The 21,173-nt window shown below is 62.6% G+C and carries 24 protein-coding genes and 1 tRNA gene; 12 read left to right on the forward strand and 13 right to left on the reverse strand.

Going from position 1 to position 21,173, the window contains the following annotated elements; translation table 11 throughout:
• The 4 genes from QZ269_RS02140 to QZ269_RS02155 all read right to left on the reverse strand — a co-directional run.
• Nucleotides 1-406: FAD binding domain-containing protein (locus QZ269_RS02140; RefSeq protein ID WP_291423809.1), on the reverse strand; the 406-nt coding region annotated here is incomplete at its 3' end.
• Entirely contained in the window at nt 403-981 is a 579-nt protein-coding gene (locus QZ269_RS02145; protein ID WP_291423811.1) for a 2Fe-2S iron-sulfur cluster-binding protein, read from the reverse strand. The genes QZ269_RS02140 and QZ269_RS02145, both read right to left, overlap by 4 nt.
• Before the next feature lie 274 nt (nt 982-1,255).
• Nucleotides 1,256-1,921, reverse strand: coding sequence for a VOC family protein (locus QZ269_RS02150; protein WP_291423813.1), 666 nt, complete (start codon nt 1,919-1,921; stop codon nt 1,256-1,258).
• Nucleotides 1,918-3,198, reverse strand: a complete 1,281-nt coding sequence (locus QZ269_RS02155) for an NAD(P)/FAD-dependent oxidoreductase (RefSeq protein WP_291423815.1) — start codon at nt 3,196-3,198, stop codon at nt 1,918-1,920. Before QZ269_RS02155 ends, QZ269_RS02150 begins: the two co-directional genes overlap by 4 nt.
• A gap of 149 nt (nt 3,199-3,347) precedes the next feature.
• On the opposite strand from QZ269_RS02155, the gene ndk reads away from it, so the two are divergent.
• Nucleotides 3,348-3,764, forward strand: a complete 417-nt coding sequence (ndk, locus tag QZ269_RS02160; protein WP_291423817.1) for a nucleoside-diphosphate kinase — start codon at nt 3,348-3,350, stop codon at nt 3,762-3,764.
• 641 nt (nt 3,765-4,405) lie between these two features.
• A complete protein-coding gene (locus tag QZ269_RS02165; RefSeq protein WP_291423819.1) occupies nt 4,406-5,440 on the forward strand; it encodes a GGDEF domain-containing protein in 1,035 nt (344 codons plus the stop codon).
• 195 nt (nt 5,441-5,635) lie between these two features.
• On the opposite strand, the gene QZ269_RS02170 is transcribed toward QZ269_RS02165, so the two are convergent.
• Both QZ269_RS02170 and QZ269_RS02175 read right to left on the reverse strand, forming a co-directional pair.
• Nucleotides 5,636-6,091 (reverse strand): hypothetical protein, encoded by a 456-nt coding sequence (locus QZ269_RS02170; protein WP_291423821.1) that lies wholly within the window; start codon nt 6,089-6,091, stop codon nt 5,636-5,638.
• Nucleotides 6,092-6,496: 405 nt separating this feature from the next.
• Nucleotides 6,497-6,573, reverse strand: a tRNA-Arg gene (locus tag QZ269_RS02175).
• 40 nt (nt 6,574-6,613) lie between these two features.
• Here QZ269_RS02175 and QZ269_RS02180 point away from each other — a divergent pair.
• A complete protein-coding gene (locus QZ269_RS02180; RefSeq protein ID WP_291423823.1) occupies nt 6,614-8,557 on the forward strand; it encodes a peptidyl-prolyl cis-trans isomerase in 1,944 nt (647 codons plus the stop codon).
• 66 nt (nt 8,558-8,623) lie between these two features.
• Here QZ269_RS02180 and QZ269_RS02185 read toward each other — a convergent pair whose 3' ends face one another.
• The 3 genes from QZ269_RS02185 to plsY form a co-directional block, all read right to left on the reverse strand.
• Complete coding sequence (locus QZ269_RS02185; RefSeq protein ID WP_291423825.1) at nt 8,624-9,241, reverse strand: rhomboid family intramembrane serine protease; 618 nt, start codon at nt 9,239-9,241, stop codon at nt 8,624-8,626.
• A gap of 241 nt (nt 9,242-9,482) precedes the next feature.
• On the reverse strand, nt 9,483-10,502 hold the full coding sequence (locus tag QZ269_RS02190) for an aspartate-semialdehyde dehydrogenase (RefSeq protein WP_291423827.1): 1,020 nt from the start codon (nt 10,500-10,502) through the stop codon (nt 9,483-9,485).
• A gap of 530 nt (nt 10,503-11,032) precedes the next feature.
• A complete protein-coding gene (gene plsY / locus QZ269_RS02195) occupies nt 11,033-11,629 on the reverse strand; it encodes a glycerol-3-phosphate 1-O-acyltransferase PlsY (RefSeq protein WP_291423829.1) in 597 nt (198 codons plus the stop codon).
• Nucleotides 11,630-11,688: 59 nt separating this feature from the next.
• Here plsY and mce point away from each other — a divergent pair, with 59 nt between their 5' ends.
• Genes mce through QZ269_RS02210 form a run of 3 tightly spaced genes read left to right on the forward strand, consistent with a single transcriptional unit; the run spans nt 11,689 to nt 13,242 of the window.
• Nucleotides 11,689-12,117 (forward strand): methylmalonyl-CoA epimerase, encoded by a 429-nt coding sequence (mce, locus tag QZ269_RS02200; RefSeq protein WP_291423831.1) that lies wholly within the window; start codon nt 11,689-11,691, stop codon nt 12,115-12,117.
• Entirely contained in the window at nt 12,114-12,644 is a 531-nt protein-coding gene (locus tag QZ269_RS13530; RefSeq protein WP_367272183.1) for a VanZ family protein, read from the forward strand. The genes mce and QZ269_RS13530 overlap by 4 nt, the downstream gene beginning before the upstream one ends.
• A 25-nt stretch (nt 12,645-12,669) precedes the next feature.
• A complete protein-coding gene (locus QZ269_RS02210; protein WP_291423833.1) occupies nt 12,670-13,242 on the forward strand; it encodes a GNAT family protein in 573 nt (190 codons plus the stop codon).
• An 11-nt stretch (nt 13,243-13,253) separates the two neighbouring features.
• Here QZ269_RS02210 and QZ269_RS02215 read toward each other — a convergent pair whose 3' ends face one another.
• Entirely contained in the window at nt 13,254-13,727 is a 474-nt protein-coding gene (locus tag QZ269_RS02215) for a M23 family metallopeptidase (RefSeq protein ID WP_291423835.1), read from the reverse strand.
• Nucleotides 13,728-13,860: 133 nt separating this feature from the next.
• Here QZ269_RS02215 and QZ269_RS02220 point away from each other — a divergent pair, with 133 nt between their 5' ends.
• Together QZ269_RS02220 and ruvB are read left to right on the forward strand one after the other, a co-directional pair.
• On the forward strand, nt 13,861-14,550 hold the full coding sequence (locus QZ269_RS02220) for an SCO family protein (RefSeq protein WP_291423837.1): 690 nt from the start codon (nt 13,861-13,863) through the stop codon (nt 14,548-14,550).
• A gap of 88 nt (nt 14,551-14,638) precedes the next feature.
• Nucleotides 14,639-15,643, forward strand: coding sequence for a Holliday junction branch migration DNA helicase RuvB (gene ruvB / locus QZ269_RS02225; RefSeq protein WP_291423839.1), 1,005 nt, complete (start codon nt 14,639-14,641; stop codon nt 15,641-15,643).
• Here the strand turns inward: ruvB and QZ269_RS02230 are convergent.
• Nucleotides 15,629-16,096 carry a DMT family transporter gene (locus tag QZ269_RS02230; RefSeq protein WP_291423841.1) on the reverse strand — a complete coding sequence of 156 codons (468 nt, stop codon included), beginning with the start codon at nt 16,094-16,096 and terminating at the stop codon, nt 15,629-15,631. The genes ruvB and QZ269_RS02230 overlap by 15 nt on opposite strands.
• The gene (locus tag QZ269_RS02235) at nt 16,093-16,557 is read right to left on the reverse strand and encodes a DMT family transporter (protein WP_291423843.1); all 465 of its coding nucleotides are present in this window, start codon (nt 16,555-16,557) and stop codon (nt 16,093-16,095) included. Before QZ269_RS02235 ends, QZ269_RS02230 begins: the two co-directional genes overlap by 4 nt.
• Nucleotides 16,558-16,612: 55 nt before the next feature.
• Here QZ269_RS02235 and QZ269_RS02240 point away from each other — a divergent pair, with 55 nt between their 5' ends.
• The 3 genes from QZ269_RS02240 (at nt 16,613) to QZ269_RS02250 (ending at nt 18,106) form a co-directional block, all read left to right on the forward strand.
• The gene (locus tag QZ269_RS02240) at nt 16,613-16,972 is read left to right on the forward strand and encodes a MerR family transcriptional regulator (protein ID WP_291423846.1); all 360 of its coding nucleotides are present in this window, start codon (nt 16,613-16,615) and stop codon (nt 16,970-16,972) included.
• A 100-nt stretch (nt 16,973-17,072) separates the two neighbouring features.
• Nucleotides 17,073-17,828 (forward strand): sulfite exporter TauE/SafE family protein, encoded by a 756-nt coding sequence (locus tag QZ269_RS02245; protein ID WP_291423902.1) that lies wholly within the window; start codon nt 17,073-17,075, stop codon nt 17,826-17,828.
• Nucleotides 17,825-18,106: a hypothetical protein gene (locus QZ269_RS02250; protein ID WP_291423848.1), complete on the forward strand. Its 282-nt coding sequence runs from the start codon at nt 17,825-17,827 to the stop codon at nt 18,104-18,106. The genes QZ269_RS02245 and QZ269_RS02250 overlap by 4 nt, the downstream gene beginning before the upstream one ends.
• Before the next feature lie 218 nt (nt 18,107-18,324).
• On the opposite strand, the gene QZ269_RS02255 is transcribed toward QZ269_RS02250, so the two are convergent.
• A complete protein-coding gene (locus QZ269_RS02255; RefSeq protein ID WP_291423850.1) occupies nt 18,325-19,884 on the reverse strand; it encodes a glycerol-3-phosphate dehydrogenase/oxidase in 1,560 nt (519 codons plus the stop codon).
• A 175-nt stretch (nt 19,885-20,059) separates the two neighbouring features.
• On the opposite strand from QZ269_RS02255, the gene QZ269_RS02260 reads away from it, so the two are divergent.
• On the forward strand, nt 20,060-21,172 hold the full coding sequence (locus tag QZ269_RS02260) for a metallophosphoesterase (protein ID WP_291423852.1): 1,113 nt from the start codon (nt 20,060-20,062) through the stop codon (nt 21,170-21,172).
• Nucleotide 21,173: the final 1 nt, after the last annotated feature.

A 21,173-nucleotide genomic window follows, 5' to 3' on the forward strand; every position in this document is an offset into this window, starting at 1 on the left:
AGCCCGACCCCGGCTCGCGCTTGTTGCACGGCGTGGTCAGGTCCTGAAAGTACACGCAACGGGTGCGTTGCAGCAGGTTGCCGCCCGTGGTCGCCATGTTCCGCAGCTGCCCCGAAGCGCCTGCCAGTAAGGCTTCGGACACAAAGGGATAGTGCTGGCGAATCAGCGGGTTGGCCGCCATAGCGCTGTTTTTGACCAGAGCGCCGACCCGCAGACCGCCGCTCGGCAGCTCGGTGATCTCGCTCAGGTCGAGGCGTGACACGTCGACCAGCTGATCGGGCGTGCGAATACCCAGGCGCAAATGATCGACCAGATTGGTGCCTCCTGCCAGAAAAGCGCCCTGGGCCGTGATTTTTGCCAGCGCGTCGGGCACACTTGCGGCGCGTTCGTAGGTAAAGGGTTTCATCGTCTGGCTCCGGCGGTGGTGGGAACGGGCAGCGGCTCGACCACCTGGGTAACTTGTGAGTCGGCGACTTCACGGATGGCCGCAACAATATTCACGTAGGCCCCGCAGCGGCAGAGGTTGCCGCTCATGCGCTCGCGGATTTCCTCGTCGCTCAGCTCAAAGGGCGCGTTCACGTCGGCAATCAGGTGGCTGGGTGTCACGTGGCTGGGCATTCCGGCGGCGTACTCGCCGAGCATCCCCACCGCCGAGCAGATCTGGCCCGGCGTGCAGTAACCGCACTGAAATCCGTCGTGTTCCAGAAAAGCCTGTTGCATGTCGCCGAGGTGGTCCACCGTGCCCAGGCCCTCAGCGGTCACAATTTCCGCGCCGTCATACGAGGCCGCGAGGCACAGGCAAGACAGCACCCGCTGGCCGTCTACCAGAACGGTGCAGGCTCCGCACTGGCCGTGGTCACAGCCCTTTTTAACCGACATAACGCCGAGGTGGTCGCGCAGGGCGTCGAGGACGCTGACGCGTGGATCGAGGTCGAGGCTGCGGGTCTGACCGTTGACTTTCAGGTGTACGTGCGTAGTCATAACTTGGCTCTCTCTTTGGGTGAGTAAACGGTTCGGACGGTTGAATAACTCAGGGCAGAGGAAAGCTGAAAGCAGCCGTCTGGAACGCAACAGAACACGAATTCCGATTGAATCTGGTTCTCTCGGATTCAATCCGAGCAGAGGCGAGAAGGAAAACCACGGGGTTCGCGCTCAAGGAGTTACGGTGAATGAGGGCTTTGGGTGAGTGGGGGAGGGAAATAAGCCCTGTGACAGGGGGGCCGTACATGTCAACTCACGTGGTCGGACAAGAGGCTTATAGCTCGGCGGGGCCGTTTGGGGTCAGGAGTAAGGCCCGTAGTTCGGTCTGCCGCGCCTCGTACACTTCGACCGCTTCCGTAGCCACCTCACCGGTAAAATCGATCCGTTTTAGTATGTCACGCAGCAAGTCGGGCTGTGGAGTCCCCAGACGCAGCCGCGTAAGCCGCACGCCCCGTCCGGGCAGGCGCGTGGCTGGAGCAGGCGTGTGCCAGCGGATCAGTGAAGGGGCTACGCCGCCCAGCGGCAGAGAACCGTCGGCGGGGACGGTCAGCTGCCAGCGGTTGTCGCCGCGTGTCAGCTCTAGCACCTCTGAACCCAGTACTCCTGAATCCAGTACCCCTGGACTCAGCAAAGCGGAGTCAGGCGGCAGCTGATCTACAGCCGCGACCCAGTGAATCAGGGCCGGGCCAGCGCTCAGCCGCCGCTGCATGGCGGGAGTATCCAGCTCGAACCAGCGCGGGCGCGGGGGCTGCGGGGCCGCCGGATTAAGCGCGATCACTTCCAGATAGCTGCTTCCCAGCGACAGCAGCAGGTTGTGGGTGCCGAAAGTGGGGTGCTCTCCTCCAGTGTGCAGCGGCGCTCCCAGACGGTTTTCGAGCCAGGCGCGGCCCTCTTCCAGCGTGCGGGCGGCGACCACCAGATGATCCAGGCGGGCGCTCATGCTCCCCTCGGGCGGCTCATGGCCTGAAGGTCGCCCAGCACGATGGCCGCCGCCTTTTCGCCGCTTTCCATCGCGCCCTGAATCCCGCTCATAGACGTCACTTCACTCGCCAGCACCACGCCGGGCAGGGGAGTCGCGTGACCGGGCAGGCGGCGGGCATAGTCAGCGGGCTGCTCGAACTGGGCGTGGGCTATGCGCTCGGTGCCCAGGGTTTGCAGGCCAGCCACCTCCTGCGCCGGATACCAGCGGCTCAGTTCGCCGCGCACGCGGGCATCGAGTGCTAGGTCGTCCAGCGCCACGTTGTCCAGCTCGGGCTGCCCCAGCACGGTCACAGTCAGCAGGTGCTGGCCTGCCGGGGCACGCGCCGGAATCACGTTGCTGAGCCAGTGGGCATTGTGGATATACCCGCCGTCGAGGTTGAGCAGCAGCCTCTTTTGCGAGTCCAGCCGGGTAGCGCTGGCGTAGTACAGGTAGGTACTCGCCACGCTGCCCCGGTCGGTGTCTGCGCCAGTCAGGGCCTGCGCGGTGCGGGGGTCGGTCGCTACGACCACGTGCCGGGCATCAAGTTCCCCCCGCGAGGTTCGCACCGTGACCTGCGGCCCGTGGCAGATCAGCCGGTCGACCCGCACGCCGCATTCGATCTCTAGTCCCACGGCCAGTTGCCCGGCCAGGATACTCATGCCGCCTTTTGGCAGGGCCGCCCCACCGTCTATCAGCATCCGGAAGTAATAGCGGAACAGCCGCGCCGACGTCGAGAGATCGCGCCGCAAAAAGATGCCCCCGAAAAAAGGCCGGAAGAAATGATCGATAGTCGCCCCGGAAAACCCTGTGCGCCTGAGAAACTGCTCGGTGCTCTCGTCGGCACCGTTCAGCAGTTCGTGGGGGGCTGGGCCGCGCAGTTGCAGGGCCAGCCGCGCCAGCCTGAGTTTGTCGCCGAAAGGAAGCAGCGAGGTCGAGATGGTGCCCGGAATGCCCGCGGGGTCGCGCAAGGGGTCGCCCACGATGTCGGCGCGTGTTCCGAGCCGCACCGCCGCCGCCGAGGGCAGGGGCACCAGATCGAGGTCCGGCAGGCTGAGGTGACGGCGCACCGCCGGATACGCCGGAAACAGCACCTGATACCCCGCGTCCAGCGTAAACCCGCCGATCTGCCGTGAACGCACCCGCCCGCCGACGGAGGGCGCCGCTTCCAGCACGCGCACCCGCTGCCCGGCGCGGCTGAGCACTCGCGCCGCCGTTAACCCCGCCAGTCCCGCGCCAATAACTAGAACATCTTGCATGGCTCAGGCTAAAGCACAAGTTGGGCGGCGTGAAGGCAAGTCCGGCACCTTCAGAGCGGTTGGCTTGCAAAAGCCAGGGTGTTTGTGGCCTTTTGTGCCGAACGAACACGCCGCCGGACGCGTCTGCGCCTGCTATGCTGCTGCCTAGCATGGAACGCACTTTTGCAATGATTAAACCCGACGGTGTGCGTCGTGGTCTGACCCCGGAAATTCTTATTCGCCTTCAGCGTAAGGGCTACCGCGTCGTGGGCCTCAAGCAGATGATGATAAGCCGTGAACTGGCTCAGTCGCACTACGCCGAGCATAAGGAGCGCCCCTTTTTTGGTGAGCTGGTGGACTTTATTACCAGTGGTCCCGTGGTGGCGATTGCCCTGGAAGGCGAAAACGCTATTACCGGGTGGCGCGGTATGATGGGCGCGACCAATCCCGCCAACGCTGCTCCGGGCACCATTCGTGCAGATTTTGCCACGACCACGGGTGAAAACGTGACGCACGGCAGTGACAGCCCTGAAAGTGCCCAGCGTGAACTGGGACTGTTCTTTGGGCCTGGCGAACTGCTGTCCTGATTGAGTGCCAAAGGGTTCGCTCAGGCTTGCGGTGTGAACCGGCCTGCTCCTGTACTATCTTTGTAAGCCTTTTGTAAGCTCAACCCTTCTACGCTTTTGTTGGTGAGTCAGCACCCGTGAGTTTGGAACTGTGGTCTCATACAGAGTGCCGTCTGTTTCATTGACAACCCGCCAATAGGCCGGGTGGCCAACTCCACCCGCGGAGTCCGTATGAGAGCGTTAACTGGGTACGGTCATTTCAAGGCCAAGAAACTGGGAACCGGACGTTTCTGTTCTCGGCTTTCTGGCCTTATTTTGGTGGTTTGTGGGGCTGCGTCTGGTGTTTGCTGAACGCAAAGGATTGACCTGTGTCTTCAATCCTTTAGTGATTATGACTATATGCTCTGCTAGGCAGTTCTTGGCTAAAGGGACGCAGGTCTGGGAAAAGGGTCCAAACCCGCTCTGCTTCTCAGCTCTACGAGTCCACTTCTCCCGAGAGCTTTTTTTGCTTACTTGTTCTGCCCTGAGAGGTGACGCCCTCATCACCCGGCAGGTACCCAGAGAGGCTTTCTTACTTGACCAGCCCCCGACCTTAAGAAAGCAGCCGCCAGAGAACTACGTATACCTTTGTCAGAGCCCCTTACCTAAACTTTTTTCAGATTATGCCCCAGACCCTACCCCAATCGGCTGAACATCTGCTCGAGCGTACTCGCGGTCAGGTGAGGCTGGTTGGCGGCGCAGCTTTTTTGCTGTACTTTTTGCTGGTTCATCTTCTGAAGATTCCGGCTCAGACAAGCGAATTAGAATCAGGGCGCTGGTGGGGCGTGGCTGGCGTTCTGGTCTATCTGCTTCTTAACACTCTAGGGCTTCTGAAAAACCGCCTGATCAAGCTAGCGACGTATATTCTGGTTATTCTGGCCCTGTGGTTCGGGGGCGGTCAGGCACTTAAGCATGGCCTGTCCCCGGCCCCGCTGGTGCTCTGGATCATGTTTATGAGCACCTCGTTCTGCGTCATGCTGGGTTCGGTCACCGGCACGGCTCTTTCCGTGCTTCTGGGGCTGGGACTGGGGGCCTTGGTGGTGGTCTACATGCCCATTCAGTCGATGCTTTTCTGGGTCACGAGCGGAGTCGTGCTGTTGGGGCTGTGTATCATCAATTTCATTTTTATGCAGTTTATCGAACAGAACGTGGTGCTGCACGATCAGGCCAGCGACAAACTGCGGGCCGCGCGGCGCGACGCTTTGACCGGTGTTCAGGGGCGTGCGGCGCTCGAAGAGGAATTGAGGCGGGCCATACGCCATGCCCACAAGAGCGCAACCCCGCTGAGCGTCATCATGACCGATATCGACCATTTCAAGCGTGTGAACGATCAGCACGGGCACAGTGCCGGGGATGACGTGCTGCGCTCGTTCGCCAAACGGTTGCGGCGCAATGTCGGGGGCATGGGAGGCAGCGTGGGGCGCTGGGGCGGTGAGGAGTTTCTGGTCATCATTCCCGGCATGGCCCGTCCCGACGCTATGGCGCTAGCCGAGCATCTCCGTGAGCAGGTCAGCATCAGCCCGATAGCGGGTCTGGAGGTCACAGCCAGCTTCGGCGTGGCCTCTGTCCGGCATGACGACGATATAGATACCTTGTTCGCGCGTGCCGACGAACGCCTGTATGAGGCCAAGAATGCAGGCCGTAACCTCGTCCGCTGAGGGTAGGCAGGCCAGGAACACTCACCTGGCCGAGGGGGGGGGGGCTAGTAACGCTGCGCGATGCAGGCGTTCTATTCCTCAAGAAGAGCAACGCCGCAAGGGGGCGTTTTTCCAGTTGCTGCCGGGTCAGGAGTCTGGGTCGCCAAACCCCGGTGCTTTCCACAGCCTACTGGCCGCTACCAACCTACCGCGTCATCAATAGCTATGAAAGCTGGCCAGAAGCTCTGGTCTCTGCTGGGCGGCGTACCCTCGGGTCATGAGCTGTAACCCCGAGGCCTGTTTCAGAACAAGTACGTTTTTTAGGGTGCCCGACGTAATCAGCAAAGCAGGCCCGGCAGGGGTGGTGAGCTGTTGCGCTCCCCGGCCTGCCAGAGCACCCGCGCTGAATTTGGGCCGTTCTATGGTCATGGTCCAGGCGATTGGGCGGGCGTCGCTGTTATAGTCCACATTCACACTCTGTGCCGCCAGTGGCGGGCGAGTTTTCCAGGTGACGCGGCGCATGCCTTTGCCTAGGCGGGGCCGGGTATCGGCGCTGGCATCATAGGAACCGGCAGCCGTGAACATGACCTGGCTGGTCAGGTCGTCGGGGGCGTACTTGGCGCAGGCTCCCAGCAAAGAGAGCGCCAGTAGAGTGGGCAGGGCAGGACGCACCCGAACACCATACGCGGATTCGGGACTGCGGTTTGGAATGGAAAGTTGGGTGGTCGGCACTGATAGTACTGATAAGGCCTGCGCTCAATTCCGTCACACCTGGAAAAGAGCCAGCTGTAGCTGTGCAGGCGGCTCTGCGAGTCCATACTGCGAAACCCCTGTCTTTCCCTGCTCGCCTCCGCCCGGACCGAATCAGGTACGTGGTAATTCAATCGGAATCCGTATGGCCCGCTCTACTGCCAGAAATAGTGTCGCTGCCGAAGTTTTGGCTTCATGCTGGTTTAACCGAGCATGCTAGAATTCAGTTTGTGTGTCTCCGGCAATCATCCCACATGTCCAGTACTGACTGGCAGAACACAACACGAACGCCACCCGTGAAGGCGGCGCAATTCGGTGTTGCGGTTGTGGTGCACTCGACTGGACTTGAACCAGTGGCCTTTGGCTTCGGAGGCCAACGCTCTATCCACCTGAGCTACGAGTGCATAGCTCAGGTACGCTAGCACTTCGCTACAAGGAGATCAAGTGAGTCGCAAACCTGTACAAACAGCCCTAATGGGCCTTCTCGCCGCGCTTATGATCGGGGGGAGCGCGGCCTATGTCTATCAGCAGCGCGGCAGCGGCGGTCTGACTGGCCCACAGGGCACTCCGGCCATCAAGGTCAACGGCAGCACCATCAGCGCCGAGGAACTCGCAACCCTGCGGCAGAGCAACCCGGTGCTGGGCATCACGACCGGCGTACTGGGGGACGATTTCAAGACCGTGGTGGCCGCCCGCGCCGTGCAGAACGAACTGTACAAGCAGGGGTCTAAGGATATTGAAGTCAGCCGCGCCGATGTCGATGCCCAGGTCAAAAAGACCCGTGAAGAAGCTAAGTTGACCGACAACAAGGCCTGGACTGACGCCCTGCAACGGGTGGGCCTTTCCGATTCCTTGTACCGTCAGCAGGTTCACGACGGCCTGCAAATTCAGCGCAAGGTAGACGCGCTCAAGGCGGCGGCTCCGGCGGCTACCGAAGCCGAGGCCAAAGCGTACTTTGGCCTCAACCGCGATCAGTACCAGACCGAGGCCCAGATCGTAGGGCGCGAGATCGTAGTGACCGACAAGGCCAAGGCCGACGACCTGCTAAAGCAGCTTAAAGGTGGAGCCGACTTTGCTCGGCTGGCAGGCGAGCACAGCACCGAGAACAAGGACCGTGGCGGCGCACTGGGACCGCTTGAAAACGGCGCTCCCAAGCCGGTTAGCCGGGTCGTGATCCCCACGGATGTAGCGGCGGCGGCGTTTGCCCTGACGGGCGGCGGCCTGACCGACGTGATTGCCAGCGGCGGCAAGTTCTATATCGTCAAGGTCGAAAAGTACCTGCCGCCCACGCCCAAGACTTTCGACGAGGCCAAAAGCGACGTGATGACCGCCGTCAGCAACCAGAAGAAGGATCAGGCGCTCGAAGCCTGGAGCGACGGTTTGCAGAAGGGGGCCAAGATCGAGTACGTGTCTCCCGACTGGCAGGTGGTTGATCCGGTGGTGGCGAGCGTCGCTGGGCAGAACATCAAATACTCGGAGCTGGTCGCGCAGGTGGTCGGGAACCAGCAGGTCGCCATGATGTTGCAGCAGATGCCGCCCGAGCAGATCAGCGGCATGCTGAACACCGGGTTCAAGCCGCAGATTGTCGAGCAGTTGCTGACGGGTTACGCAGCCCCGACCGTCGCCAAGAACCTGGGCCTGAATCTGGTGGGCAACCGTCAGGAAATGGCCGCCACGTTGGGAGCCTATGGTGCCCGCGATGTCAAGGTTACTGGCGCCGACGTGCAGAAGGCCTATCAGGAGAACATCAAGCAGTTTCAGACCCCGCCCAGCGCCACGGTCGATGAGGCCAGCTTTAAAGACCGCAATCAGGCTGCTGCGTTCCAGGCCGACTGGAACGGCTCGGGTGACTTTACAGTGGCTGCGACCAAAGCCGGGGCTACCGTGTCGGAACGCGGAACGGTCACCACCGCGACGCCGCAGGCTCCCAGTAAGCTGGACCCCAAAGTCGAGGCCGCCGTTTTCGCTGCCCCTTTGCGCAGCGTGGGTGAAGGCAGCCTGAGCGCCGTTGTACCAGTCGGTAAGCGGTTCTCGGTGGCGTATGTCCGCGACCTTAAGAAAGCCGAGACCAAGCCGCTGAACGAGGTTCGTACTCAGCTCGAGTCGCAGGTACTGAGCACCAAGAAGTCCACGGCAGCCCAGGAGTTCCTGAAAACTGAAGTGGCCAAGCTCAAGCCAGTCGATAACCTTAAGACGGTTCTGGCCGATCAGGCCAAGCGTGTGGCCGCCGCCGAAAAAGCGGCTGCTCCGGCAGCGGGCACAGGTACGACTGGTACAGGCACAACTGATACGGGCACGACTGGTACGGGTGCAGGTGGGGCCAGTGGCAGCGCCACCACGTCACCAACCACATCACCAACCACGCCGTCGGGTGGCAGCACTAAGTAAAAGTAAACACACCAGCATTTGCCGGGCTGACCTGCCACGCGGGTTCGGCCCGGGTTTGTTGTGCGGTTAGCGAACCGGGCGGCCTGCGCTGCTGGCAGGGCGTCGCCCATGAATCAGCAGGGCGGCGAGCAGACCGCCGATAAAGCCGAATAGGTGGGCTTCCCAGGAAATCATGGGGTTGCTGGGAAGCACGCCCCAGATGATGCCGCCGTAAAGCGCTACAGCCACCACCGCGATGCCGAGGGCCACCGGGGTGCGCTCCCACCAGCCCACGCCGATCAGGTAGGCCAAGTAGCCAAAGATCAGTTCGCTGGCTCCCAGATGCACGCTGCTGCGGCCAAACAGCCACACGAGCGTGCCTCCGATCAGGACGATCAGGAAGGTGGCGCTCACGAAACGCCCGACGCTGCGTACGGCGCTCATAAAGGCCAGCACCGCGAAAGGTACCGTATTCGCGATCAGGTGCGGAAAACCGGCGTGCACAAAGGGCGCGGTAAAGATGTGCCAGAAGGTATGCGGATCGCGCGGCTCGATCCCGAAGGAGTTCAGTTGCCCCCGGAATATGCTGAAGTCCACGATTTCCTCGGCCCACATAACGGCGATCATCAGCCCAGTGAGGGCGGCGGCCTGGGTAACGGGCGATTGGCGCTCCGGCAAAGGCTTGACAGAGGGGGGGCGCTGCATGACCTCAGTCTGCCGTGTCTGGAACTGAGAAGCCCAGCACTCAACAGGGAGCGTCTTGCCAGTGGCCACACCGCGAAACCCGCATTTTGTCTTCTCGCATCCGCCCGGATTGCCTTTGAAATAACTAGATTCACTCGGCAGTCCGCATAGGGTTCGCCAAAGAGCGTGATGAAAGCTGCTCTGGAACACGCCACAAAAAGCCGGAGCGTAAAGCCCCAGCTTATTTGAAGGCGGCGCTGTCTCAGGCCCGCTGGCTTTGCCTGATCGCGCCTTTTTCCTGTAGGTATTCGGCGATTTGTACGGCATTCAGCGCAGCACCCTTAAGCAGTTGATCGCCCGACACGAACAGGTCGATGCCGCCGTCGAACACGAGGCTCTCGCGAATGCGCCCGACTTCCACATCGTATTTGCCGCTAGCGGTCAGGGGCATGGGATAGAGCTTCTCGGCGGGGTTGTCACGCACTTCCACGCCCGGCGTGTGAGAAAGCAGTTCGCGGATTTCGTCGGGCGTGGCAGGTCTCCCGAGTTCCAGCGTGATGGCCTCGCTGTGAGTGCGTAGCGTCGGAATTCTGACCGAGGTGCAGCTGACCTTCAGGCTGTCGTCGCCCAGAATCTTGTGGGTTTCCCAGACTACTTTCATTTCTTCTTTGGTGTAGGCGTTGTCCAGGAACACATCGACCTGCGGAATCACGTTGAAGGGAATCGGGTAGGCAAATTCCTTATGGCCCGCCACGCCGCCGTTAAGCTGCACTCGGGTTTGCTCCAGCAGCTCGTCCATGCCTTTTTGACCCGCGCCGCTGGTCGCCTGATAGGTAGACACGATCATGCGCTTCACGCCGTATTTGCGGTGAATCGGGGCCACCGCCACGACGGCAATCGCGGTGGTGCAGTTGGGGTTGGCAATGATGCCCTGGTGCTTCAGCGCGGCTTCTCCGTTGACTTCGGGCACGACCAGCGGCACACCTTCGTCGTAGCGAAAGGCGCTGGAGTTGTCAATGACCACGCCGCCGCCCTCGGCCCACCTGTGCGCCAGCGCCTTGCTGATGCTGCCGCCCGCGCTTGCCAGAATCACGTCGGCGTCGATGGGGCCTTCGGGCGTCGCCTGCACGGTCAGGTTCTTACCCTTGAACGGCAGGGTCTTCCCGGCGCTGCGGGGCGAGGCGTACAGCTGCAACTCGTCGATCTGTAACTTGGACTTTTCGAGCACCTGCATCAGCTCGTGCCCCACGGCTCCGGTGGCTCCCACAATCGCTACGCGCATACCTTGCCCTCCAATAAAAAAACCGCCCGCGCATGTCTTGCGGGGCGGCTGCCTGTCACGACACCGCCCTCACGGGGTAATGGTGGTCGCGGCGGGCCTCATAGCTTCAGGCTAAAGGTTCTGGCGCAGGGGGTCAAGGGGCGTCGGCAAAAGGTAGTCCGGGCGGCGACATGCCCTAACCCCAGTCTGGACCATTTTATTTCTTCTTGCGCCGGAACAGTCCGAAGAGGCCGCCGCCCTGCCCCGGTGCCTTGTTGGGCAGCTGAAAGTCTGCCACCTTGATTTCGGGTTCGGGGAGGGGGGCCACTTCCCAGGCGTTTGCCTGAAAACAGAGCCGCTGTAGCGCCCGGCGGCGTACAGGGCGTACTTTTCCTCTTCCTCGGCGGTCATGGCACGTGGATCGCTCAGGGCCTGAAGCATGGCTTCGAGCGACTCATCCTCGCAGGCCCCCAGTGCCCCTGACTGAAAATGGCTTCCTTGCCATAAATGCGAGTTCTGACGGCCATGCTGACTCCGTTAGTGTGGTGAAATTACTCGGCTTTTTCTCCCAGGCGTCTTTCGGTGCCGGAAGTCAGTTTTTTGATGTTTTCGCGGTGCTGCCAGACCAGCAGCAGGGCCAGGAAAGACACCGACACAATCATCCACAGCGGCGCGGGCACCAGCCAGATCATGACGATGACGCCCGCCGCGCCCATGATGCTGCCTGCACTGACAAAGCGCGTAAGCCACATGCAAAAGATCGCCAGGACGAATGCGCCCAGCCCCACCAGTGGATGAATCATTGTCACCACCCCGAAACTGGTCGCCACACCTTTGCCGCCCCGGAAGGCCAGGAAAGGGCTGAAATTGTGCCCCACGACAGCGGCAATTCCACATAACGCCGCGAGTGGCGCGTCCAGTCCCAGCAGCCGCCCGATCACCACGGCCAGGACACCTTTAAGGATGTCGAAAATGGCGACCGCCAGCGCAGGCCCCTTGCCCAGCGAGCGCAGCACGTTGGTCGCGCCGCTGTTGCCGCTGCCCACGGTGCGGATATCCACACCGCGTGAGCGGGCCACCCAGGCGGCGGCTGGAATGGACCCGAGCAGGTACGACACCAGAACGGCGACTACGGCGATAGGGGACACGCCTAGTATTGTAGCGGTCGCTGCGTGGCGGTTAACGCTCAGCGCGGTACGCTGTAGCTATGGTTCAACGGCTTGATCACATCGGCATTGCTACCCCCGACCTCGATGCAGGAAGTGCACCCTATCTGGCGCTGGGGTTGTCGCCCGAAGGCGAGGACGAACTGGTTGAGTCTCAGGGCGTCAACGTGCGCGTGTTCCGCGCCGGAGAAACGATGATCGAACTGCTCGCGCCCGTGCGGGCTGACAGCGCCATTGCACGGTTCCTCGAAAAGAACCGCCCTGGCCTGCACCACACCGCCTACCGCGTCGAGGACATCGACGCCGAAATCGCGCGTCTGCGGGCGGGCGGGGCCACCTTCCTGACGGAGCAGCCGGGGCCGGGGCTACACGGCACCCGCGTAATCTTTCTGCACCCGAAGTGGGGCGCGGGCACCTTGATCGAGCTGTGCGAACATCCCAGGGGCGAGCATGGAGCGCACGGGCATTGAACGTCCCTCTGCGCCGAGGAAAGCCGCTCTGGTGGCTTCCCACTCTGCTGCTGGCCGGGCTGATCTGGTTTCTAAGTTCCAGGAGCAGCACCCCGGTTCCCCTACCGCATCCTATTGACTGGGTCGCGCACGCTTCGGCCTATCTCGCCCTGGGGTTTTCGCTGGGTAAGGCGAGCGGCAACTGGCAGCTGGCCTGGGTTCTGGCGGCCTGGTTCGGGGCACTGGACGAAGTTCACCAGGCGTTTGTGCCACCGCGTGAGGCGGGCATCGGCGACTGGTGGTTTGACCTGATCGGCAGCGGGCTGGGCAGCTGGTGGGCGGCGGGCCGGGTCAGCCGCCAGCCAGAGGCAGATCAGACAGGGGCGGGCCAGACAGGGGCAGGAGAGTTTGATACTGACGACGATTCCGGGCAGGGGGCCGGTCGCTATGACCCTTCTGACCGCTGGACGGCCCAGCCCGGAGAACCCCGTTCCGGCGAGCATTTGCCCTGGCCCAAGTACGATATCAATTTCGACGAGGCCCAGTAAGCTCCTTTTTTCGCTACATTCAGGTATGCAGCATGACGTGACCCTCAAAGACGCCGAGCTGACCCTGCGCCCGCTGACCGAGGCCGATATTCCGGCGCTGTGTGGGCTGGCGACCGAGCACAGGGACGAATTGGCATTGATGGGCACCCTACCCAATACGCCCACCTATTACCGCTCCGGGCTGGAGGCCCCCGATCAGCAGGTCTTCGTGATCGAGGTGGGCGGCGAACTGGCGGGCAGCACCCGCTTCGGCGACATCCGCACGGCGCACTCGGGGCTGGAGATCGGCTGGACGTGGCTGGCTCCGCGTTATTACGGCACCGGGATCAACCGCCGCATGAAAAAACTGATGCTGGAAGAAGCCTTTGAGCGCATGAGCATGCAGCGGGTGCAACTCAAGACTGGGAACCGCAATATCCGTTCGCAGCGGGCCATCGCGGGGCTGGGAGCCGTCAGGGAAGGAGTGCTGCGCCGCCATGTGCGCCGCGACGACGGCAGCATGCGCGACAGTGTGATGTTCTCGGTGCTGGCCGACGAGTGGCCCGCCGTCAAAGCGCAGCTTGTACACGGGTTGCGCTCCACTCTGATACGTCAGTAGTGCGCTAGCAGTTAGGGGCGGCGCAGCAGCGGATAAGGATTGATCGCGCCGCGCAGGGTATAGAGGCCGTAGTGCAGGTGCGTGGGTGTGCCTCTGGCATTGCCGCTGTCGCCCACGTAGCCCACGATGTCCCCGGCGCTGACCCATTGCCCGCGTGCGAGGTTGGGGTAGCGCTCCAGATGCGCGTAGTAGTGCCGCTGTTGTCCCGGCCCCAGAATCATGACCGTGCGCCCGCCGAGGTCGTTAGGGCCAACATTCAGCACGATGCCGCGCGTGGTGGCGTGAATGGGCGTGCCACGAGGCGCAAAGATGTCGATGCCCTCGTGGTGGCGGCCTCCGCTGCGGGCGCCGCCCCAGGTATCGACTAACCGTCTGCCGGGAAGCGGGTTGGGAAGCGTGGTCGGCGCGGGGGCATTGAGCAGTGCCGCGTACCGCTGCGCCCGTTGCACGCTGGGCCACAGCAGATACGCGGCACCCGCCAGCATAAGCAGCAACAGTATGGCCCTCAGACTTCGCCTCACCCTCACAGTGTGACGCAACAGGCGCGGCTAGGAATCAGGCAAAAGTTGTAGTTGTCTCGGGGACACTCGCCCAGCCCACGGCGCCTAACCTGAGCGTATGAAGTGGCTGACTGCCGGACTCCTTGTTATTGCCGCTGTGCTGGCGGGCTTGCTGTTGTACCGGAGTGTCGCGCCCAGCCCACTGCGCGGGGGCACGGCGCTGGATACGCCCGTGCGGGTTCCGGCGCTGCCCCTGCTTGATGACCGGGGGCAGGCGACCACCCTGGCAGCCTCGGACGGGCGGGTGCGGCTGCTGTTTTTTGGTTATGTGCACTGCCCCGACGTGTGCCCGGCGACCCTGGCAAGCCTGAAGAACACCTACGCGGGCCTCAGCGACGAGCAAAAAAAACACCTTCAGGTGCAGTTCGTGACGGTGGATCCGGCCAACGATACGCCCAAGCTGGTGCGTGAATATTTAAGCAAATTCGACCCGGCGTTTACCGGACTGACAGGCCAGTCTGCCACCATCGACGCGGCGGCCAAAGCCCTATATGTCGCCAATGTCGCGCCCATACCCGCCGACTCGGGCGCTCATGCTCAGCACAGCGCTCAGGCTGCGGCCCCCGCTACCTCTCCAGACGCCGCCGACGAGAATGTCAGCGCTGCCCAGGCCGGACGCATTCACGGCGACGAGGTGCGCGTGATTACCCCAGCGGGAGAGTTCGTGCGGGTCTACAACAATCGGGAGGCCATCGACGGCACCCTACAGCGGGATCTGCCCGGCTTGCTGCGAGATTACGGCGGCTGACCAAAGGGCTGACCAAGGGGTTACCCGCAGCTTCCAAGAAAGTGCCTGAAATATTCTGTTGTCAACAAAACCGCGCTAGACTCTGGGCATGACCGATCCTGCCCCCAATCTGGACGCGGCTCTGCGCCCCAAAACGCTGAGCGAATATGTCGGCCAGGTCAAGCTGAAAGACAAGCTGGGCGTGTACCTTCAGGCCGCGCGGGGCCGCAAGGAAGCGCTCGACCATACGCTGCTGTTCGGGCCTCCGGGACTGGGCAAAACGACCCTGGCCTACATCATTGCCTACGAACTGGGGGTCAATATCCGCACGACTTCCGGCCCCGCCATCGAGAAACCGGGCGATTTGGCGGCTATCTTGACCAACAGCCTGGAAGAAGGCGACGTGCTGTTTATTGACGAAATTCACCGACTGGGCCGCGTGGCCGAGGAACACCTCTACCCAGCGATGGAGGATTTCAAGCTGGATATCGTCTTGGGGCAGGGGCCAGCCGCCCGCACCATCGAGCTGCCGCTGCCGCGCTTTACGCTGGTCGGCGCGACTACCCGCCCCGGTCTGATCACCGCGCCGATGCGTAGCCGGTTCGGGATTATCGAGCACCTGGAGTATTACAACGCCGAGGAAATTGCCACCAACCTGCTGCGCGACGCCCGGCTGCTAGGCTTTGGCCTGGATGAACAGGCCGCGCTGGAAATCGGGGCACGTTCGCGCGGCACCATGCGGATCGCCAAGCGACTGCTGCGGCGGGTGCGCGACTACGCTGAGGTCGCGGGCGAAACGACCATTGAACTTGGCCGCGCCCACAGCGCCCTCGACAAGCTGGGCCTGGACAGCGCCGGGCTGGATGACCGCGACAAGAAATACCTCGAAGCGTTAATTCACCGCTTTGCGGGCGGCCCCGTCGGGGTAGACACCCTCGCTACCGCCATTTCTGAAGACGCCCTGACCCTCGAAGACGTGTACGAGCCGTACCTGATCCAGCTGGGGTTCATCAAGCGCACGCCGCGTGGCCGCATGGCGACGGCGCACGCCTACGAGCATCTGGGGCTGCCTGTGGGCGGCTCGGACGGCGACCTGGGGCTATTTGTCAACTGAGCGCCGCAGCGAATTCTGGCGGTCCTGGGCGAGCAGGCCCACTGCCCCCAGCAGCAGCAGCGCACTGAGCCACGCCTGCCAGCTGGGGCGCTGGGCGTGCTGCCCGAACCAGCCCAGCGAACTGATAAGCAGGGCGCCCAACACCTGCCCCAGCGTGACCGCCACGGTGCTCACGCCGATGCCGAAGCGGGCCGCCCCAATGATGTTTACAGTGACGTAAATCGCGCCCAGTGGCCCGCCGATAAACATCCAGGCGGCAGGCCAGTGGTCGGGGCGGTGACCATCTATTCCGCAGGCCCAGAGCAGCAGCAGCAGCGCCGCGCCCCCGGAAAAATTGACTAGGCTGGCCGCCAGTGGCACGCGCACGGCCTGCAACAGCCGCAGGTTGAAAGCCGCGCTCCCCGAGAGGCCCAGGCCCGCGCCCAGCGTGCCCAGTACCACCAGCCAGTTCATTTCAGTCCCCAGAAGCGCAGGCCCAGGCCCGCCAGCGTCAATGCCACCGCTGCCGCCCGCAGGCGGTTGACTGGCCGTGTGGGAAGCCCCAGCACCCCGAAATGGTCCATGGCGATGGCGGTGATCAGTTGCGCGGCGATGACCAGGGTGGTCGCCAGCGCCGCGCCGATTTGCTGGGTAAGCACCACGCTGCCGACCACGTAGGAGCTACCGATGACGCCCGCCAGCCAGGCCCAGGGCGGCGCACTTTTTCCGGCGGCCCAGTTGGGTTTTTGCCGACTGGCGGCCAGGAGCAGCATCAAAAGCGGTAGGCCCACGCCGTATGAAATGGCGGCGGCCAGCACCACTGAATGGGTTTGCCCCGCCAGGGCACTGTTGATGGCGAACTGGGACGGAAGCAGGCTGCCAGCCGCGACCAGCAGTGGAAGAGGTAAAAGGGCCGTAAGGCTGCGGGAAGTCATACCCTATCTTTAAACCTTCTCACTGATGTGAAGGTCAAGCCCGGAGGAGACTAGGATGAAGATAGGAGAATTTGCAGCCAGAAGCGGTATTTCGGCGCGGCTGCTGCGCTACTACGAGGAACAGCAGTTGCTCTTGCCCCGGCGCGGCGAAAACGGGTACCGCCAGTACAGCGCCGACATGCTGAGAAGTGCGGCGCAGATTCGCGCCCTGCTTGACGCCGGGATGCCGACCACCATTATCCGCGACATCTTGCCGTGTCTGAGCGCCACAGAAGACATTTATCTCCAGAAGCTTAGCCCCGAGACTCGCCTGCGGCTGGAGCAGGAGCGTGACCGTATCAGCGCACGCATCGTGTGTCTGGCCCGCAACCGCGACGCCATAGACGCCTACCTAAGCAGTGTGCCGCTGACCTGATACGGACTGCCGGTTGATTCGGGCGCGGCCCCGCGTTGTGTTAGCCTCGCCCTGTTATGAAAGGTGTCTTGCTACGGGTGAACCACAGGTGATTTCCGCGATGATGCTGGCGGTCATCGGGGTGGGGCTGCTGGCGGGGGTGCTGGGCGCGATCCTGGGGCTGGGCGGCGGCGTGGTGGTCGTTCCGGCCCTGGAATTTGTCTTGCCGCGTTTCGGGCACGATATTTCGATCAGTCAGGCTGTGGCCGTGTCGCAGGTCGGGGTGCTGGCGGTTGGGCTCAGCGGCGCGGCCAGCTACTTGCAACAGGGCCTGGTGCGGGCCAGGACGGGCTATCTGCTTTCGCCCTACACCATTGTCGGCGGCGCGGTCGGCAGCTTTCTGGGGCTGATCCTGCCTGCCAAAGCCGTGGCCACGGTGTTTGCCCTGCTGCTGCTGTACTCGGCCTACAACCTGCTGCGCGGCCTGAAGCGTATAGAAGTCGAGCGCGAACCCAGCCCACTGGTGCCGCCCGCCATGACCTTCGCCGGAATCATGAGCGGTCTGCTGGGCATCGGTGGCGGCACGGTGCAGGTGCCGGTGCTCAATCTGATGGAAGGCATGCCCATTCGTCAGGCGATTGCCACCAGCACGTTTATCATGGGCCTCACGGCAGTGGGCAATGCCCTGGTCTATCAAGCGGGCGGGCTACTGGATACGCAGCTGGCCGCCGGGGTGGCTTTCGGCGTGCTGATCGGAGCCAAAGCCGGGGCCGGGCTGCAAAGCCGGATTCCTGCCGCGCAGCTCAAGGTCTTTTTTAGCCTGCTGCTGCTGTTTACGGCGGGGCAGCTTCTGTGGAAATACTGGAGCCACGCATGAGCGCCCCCGAGCCGCACAAACAGAGCGAACTGGCTGGATTACCCACCTGGCTCTATCCGGCGGGCTTCTGGATCACGCTGGTTTTGCTGGGCGTGGGCGTCTTTTGGCCGCACCTGTCCTATCTGGGGGTTATTTGCATCGGCACGGTGCCAGTCTTGGCGGCGCTGTGGGTCGCGGTGTCCGCCTGGTCGCGGGACCGCCGCCTCAGTTACGCGGCCCTGGCGGCGCTCGGTGGCCTGATACTGGTGGTTATTGTCAAGCAGTTCATCAGGCGCTAAGCACCTGCCGGGTGAACAGTGCGGCATGACGTCCCTTTACCCCAAGTGGCATGAGAAGGCAAAAGGAGCTGCCAGGCAGAACGAGTGAACAAGAAAGAGCAGTTCTCCGAATGAAGGGGGCGGCGGTGTTTTTCCGACGTGCCCTTCATTCGGAGAACTGCTCTAAATCCGAAGCTGCCCGGTTCAATTGGCAGTCTGTATGACCACTGTCCTTGCGTTTACTTCAGCTGATACCCAACTGCCAGTTCCTGGTACGCCGCCACCTGAGCGTTTTTCCAGGCTTCGTCTTTGCCCAGTTCCTCGGCCAGAATTTCGGCGGTGCGGGGGGCTGCCTCGGCGCTAGCTCTGGCGTTTAGCAGCAGGGCGCGGGTGCGGCGGGCCAGCAGGTCCTCGGCGGTGCGGGCCTGCTCGAAGCGGATGCTCCAGCGCAGTTCGGCCTCGGTGTAGGGCAGCTCGGGGTGCAGCGTGCGGTCGGCGCCGGGCAACTGCTGAATGCGCTCGGCGTCGGTGCCGTACACCTTCCAGTGGTCGGGCCGCTCATCTTGGCTCCAGCCGTGCAGGTGCAGGCCGGGGGTCAGGGTCATGCGTTCCGGCAAGTCGCCCACCTTCTCAGCGCGGGTTACCACGTCCTCACCCATGCGGCGGTAGGTGGTCCATTTGCCGCCCGTAACCGTAATCAGGCCGCCCGCCGAAACCACGATGGTATGGTCGCGACTGATCGCTTTGGTATCGGCGGCGTCGGCAGGCTTGACCAGTGGGCGGAGTCCGGCGTACACGCTGCGCACATCCTCGCGGGTGGGGGCCGGGTCCATGTAGCGGCCAGCCGTGCGCAGGATAAACTCGACTTCTTCATCTAGCGCACGAGGCTCGAAGTCGGTGTTCGGAACGGCTGTGTCTGTCGTGCCAATCACCACATGGTCATGCCACGGCACGGCAAACAGCACGCGCCCATCGTCGGTGCGGGGAATCATGATCGCGCTGTTGCCCGGCAGGAATTTCTTGTCTACAACCACATGTACGCCCTGGCTGGGAGCCACCATGCCCTTGACGTCGGGTGTTTCCATGCGGCGGATGTCGTCTACCCACACGCCAGTCGCGTTGACCACTACTTTGGCGCGGACCTCGTGCAGGGTGCCGCTGTCTTCTTCCCGGAAAGTCGCGCCGATAATCTTGTCACCGTCTTTAAGCAGACCGATCACCGGGGCGTAATTCAGCGCTACACCGCCGTGATCTTCCAGGGTACGCAGCAGGGTCACGGCCAGGCGCGAATCGTCGAATTGGCCGTCGTGGTACAGGATGCCGCCTTTTAGCCCTTCTTTTTGCAGGGTGCTCGCCTTGTTCAGCGCCTGCTCCTTGTTCAGCAACTTGCTGCTGCCCAGGCTTAGTTTGCCCGCCAGCACGTCGTACATCTTCAGGCCAATGCCGTAAAAGGGTTCAGCCCACCACTCGTAGGCGGGGACCACGAATTCCAAGTCGTGCACCAGATGCGGCGCGTTCTTACGCAGTAGGCCGCGTTCGTGCAGCGCTTCACGCACCAGCGATACGTTGCCCTGCGCCAGATAACGCACGCCGCCGTGAACCAGCTTGGTGCTGCGGCTGCTGGTGCCCTTGGCGTAATCGTGGCCTTCGAGCAGCAGCACGCTATGCCCGCGCGTGGCCGCCTCGACGGCGCTGCCCAGGCCGGTCGCGCCGCCGCCGATAACCAGCACGTCCCACACCTTATTGGCTACGGCACTGGCAAGGGAAGTCTTACGGGGGTCTTGTTGAGCTTGTGTCATGTTCTGGCTCCTTGGCGGTTAAAAGGGAAAGAGAATCGAACCGCTTTGAACATATGTTCGCGCTTATTGAACAGATGTTCAAGAGCGAGGCTTCATTCTTTTGGGTCAGTGCCAGCGCCACAATGTCTAGCGCCTGAATGACCTCCCGCTGACAGGCCGCGAGCACACTGCGAAGGTGAAAAAATCCTGCTCCTTGATTGCCCTCGCCCTGACCCTCGGCCTCGCCAGCTGCGCCCCTACCGCCCAGCAGGGGGGAGGGCAGGTGAATCCCGCCGACGTGCTGTTCACCTTTAGCACCGTGGGCGACAGCCGTGAGGACCCAGCCGCCGAGGGGCTGAACGGGCAGAACAAGATATGGCTGCAAAATACCCGCGCCTGGACACGCATTATGAAAGAGTCCAACGCGCAGGGGGCCAAAGCCATGTTTTTCAACGGCGACATGATTATGGGCTACACCACTGACCGTGCCACGCTTGACCGCCAGTACGCGTTCTGGCGCGGCATGTCGGCCACGCTGATGGAGCAGGGCACCTACGTGGTGCCGGTGCCGGGCAACCATGAGGTGCAGGAAAAAGGCACCGACGCAGCGGGCAAGGGCTTTAAGCTGGCGCGAGCGGGCAATGAGGACGCCTGGCGGGCCAACATGGGCGACCTGATTTTGGACAAGCTGCGTTTTCAGGCCCTGACCGGCCTGGACGCCAAAAACTTCGACGCGGCCAACACGCCCCAGGTAGGCGGCGCTGACCCCGTGACCACCGACCAGAAGCAGCTGACCTACTCCTTCGACGCGGACAACAGTCACTTTGCTATCATCAACACCGACGCCACCGGCTGGGACAGCCACGCGCCGGTGGGCTGGCTGAAAGCTGACCTGGCTGCCGCCAAAGCCCGTGGCCTGAATCACTTCTTCGTGTTCGGCCATAAGCCCGCCTACACCTACAAGTACAACGACAAGGTGACTCCCAGCGGCTTTGATGCCGACCCTGCCAATCAGACCGCCTTCTGGGATTTGGTGGAGCAGTACGGCGCGACCTATTTCTCGGGTCACGAGCACATTTACCACGCCATGCAGCCCCGCGCCGACAAGGCTGGCAAAGCCTGGGAAGTCATCGTGGGTTCGGGCGGCAGTCCCTTCGAGGCCAAGCCCGGCGACAGTACTAATCCGCAGGACTACATGTACGCCTGGGCCACCGTGCAGGTGCTCAAGGATGGCCGTGTCCACGCCACCGTGTACGGCTTCGACCAGAAGTTCGGCACGACCCAGATTCTCAAGAGCTGGGATTTGTAAA

The sequence above is a fragment of the Deinococcus sp. genome, from assembly GCF_018260405.1.
In the GTDB taxonomy this organism is placed as follows: Bacteria; Deinococcota; Deinococci; order Deinococcales; family Deinococcaceae; genus Deinococcus.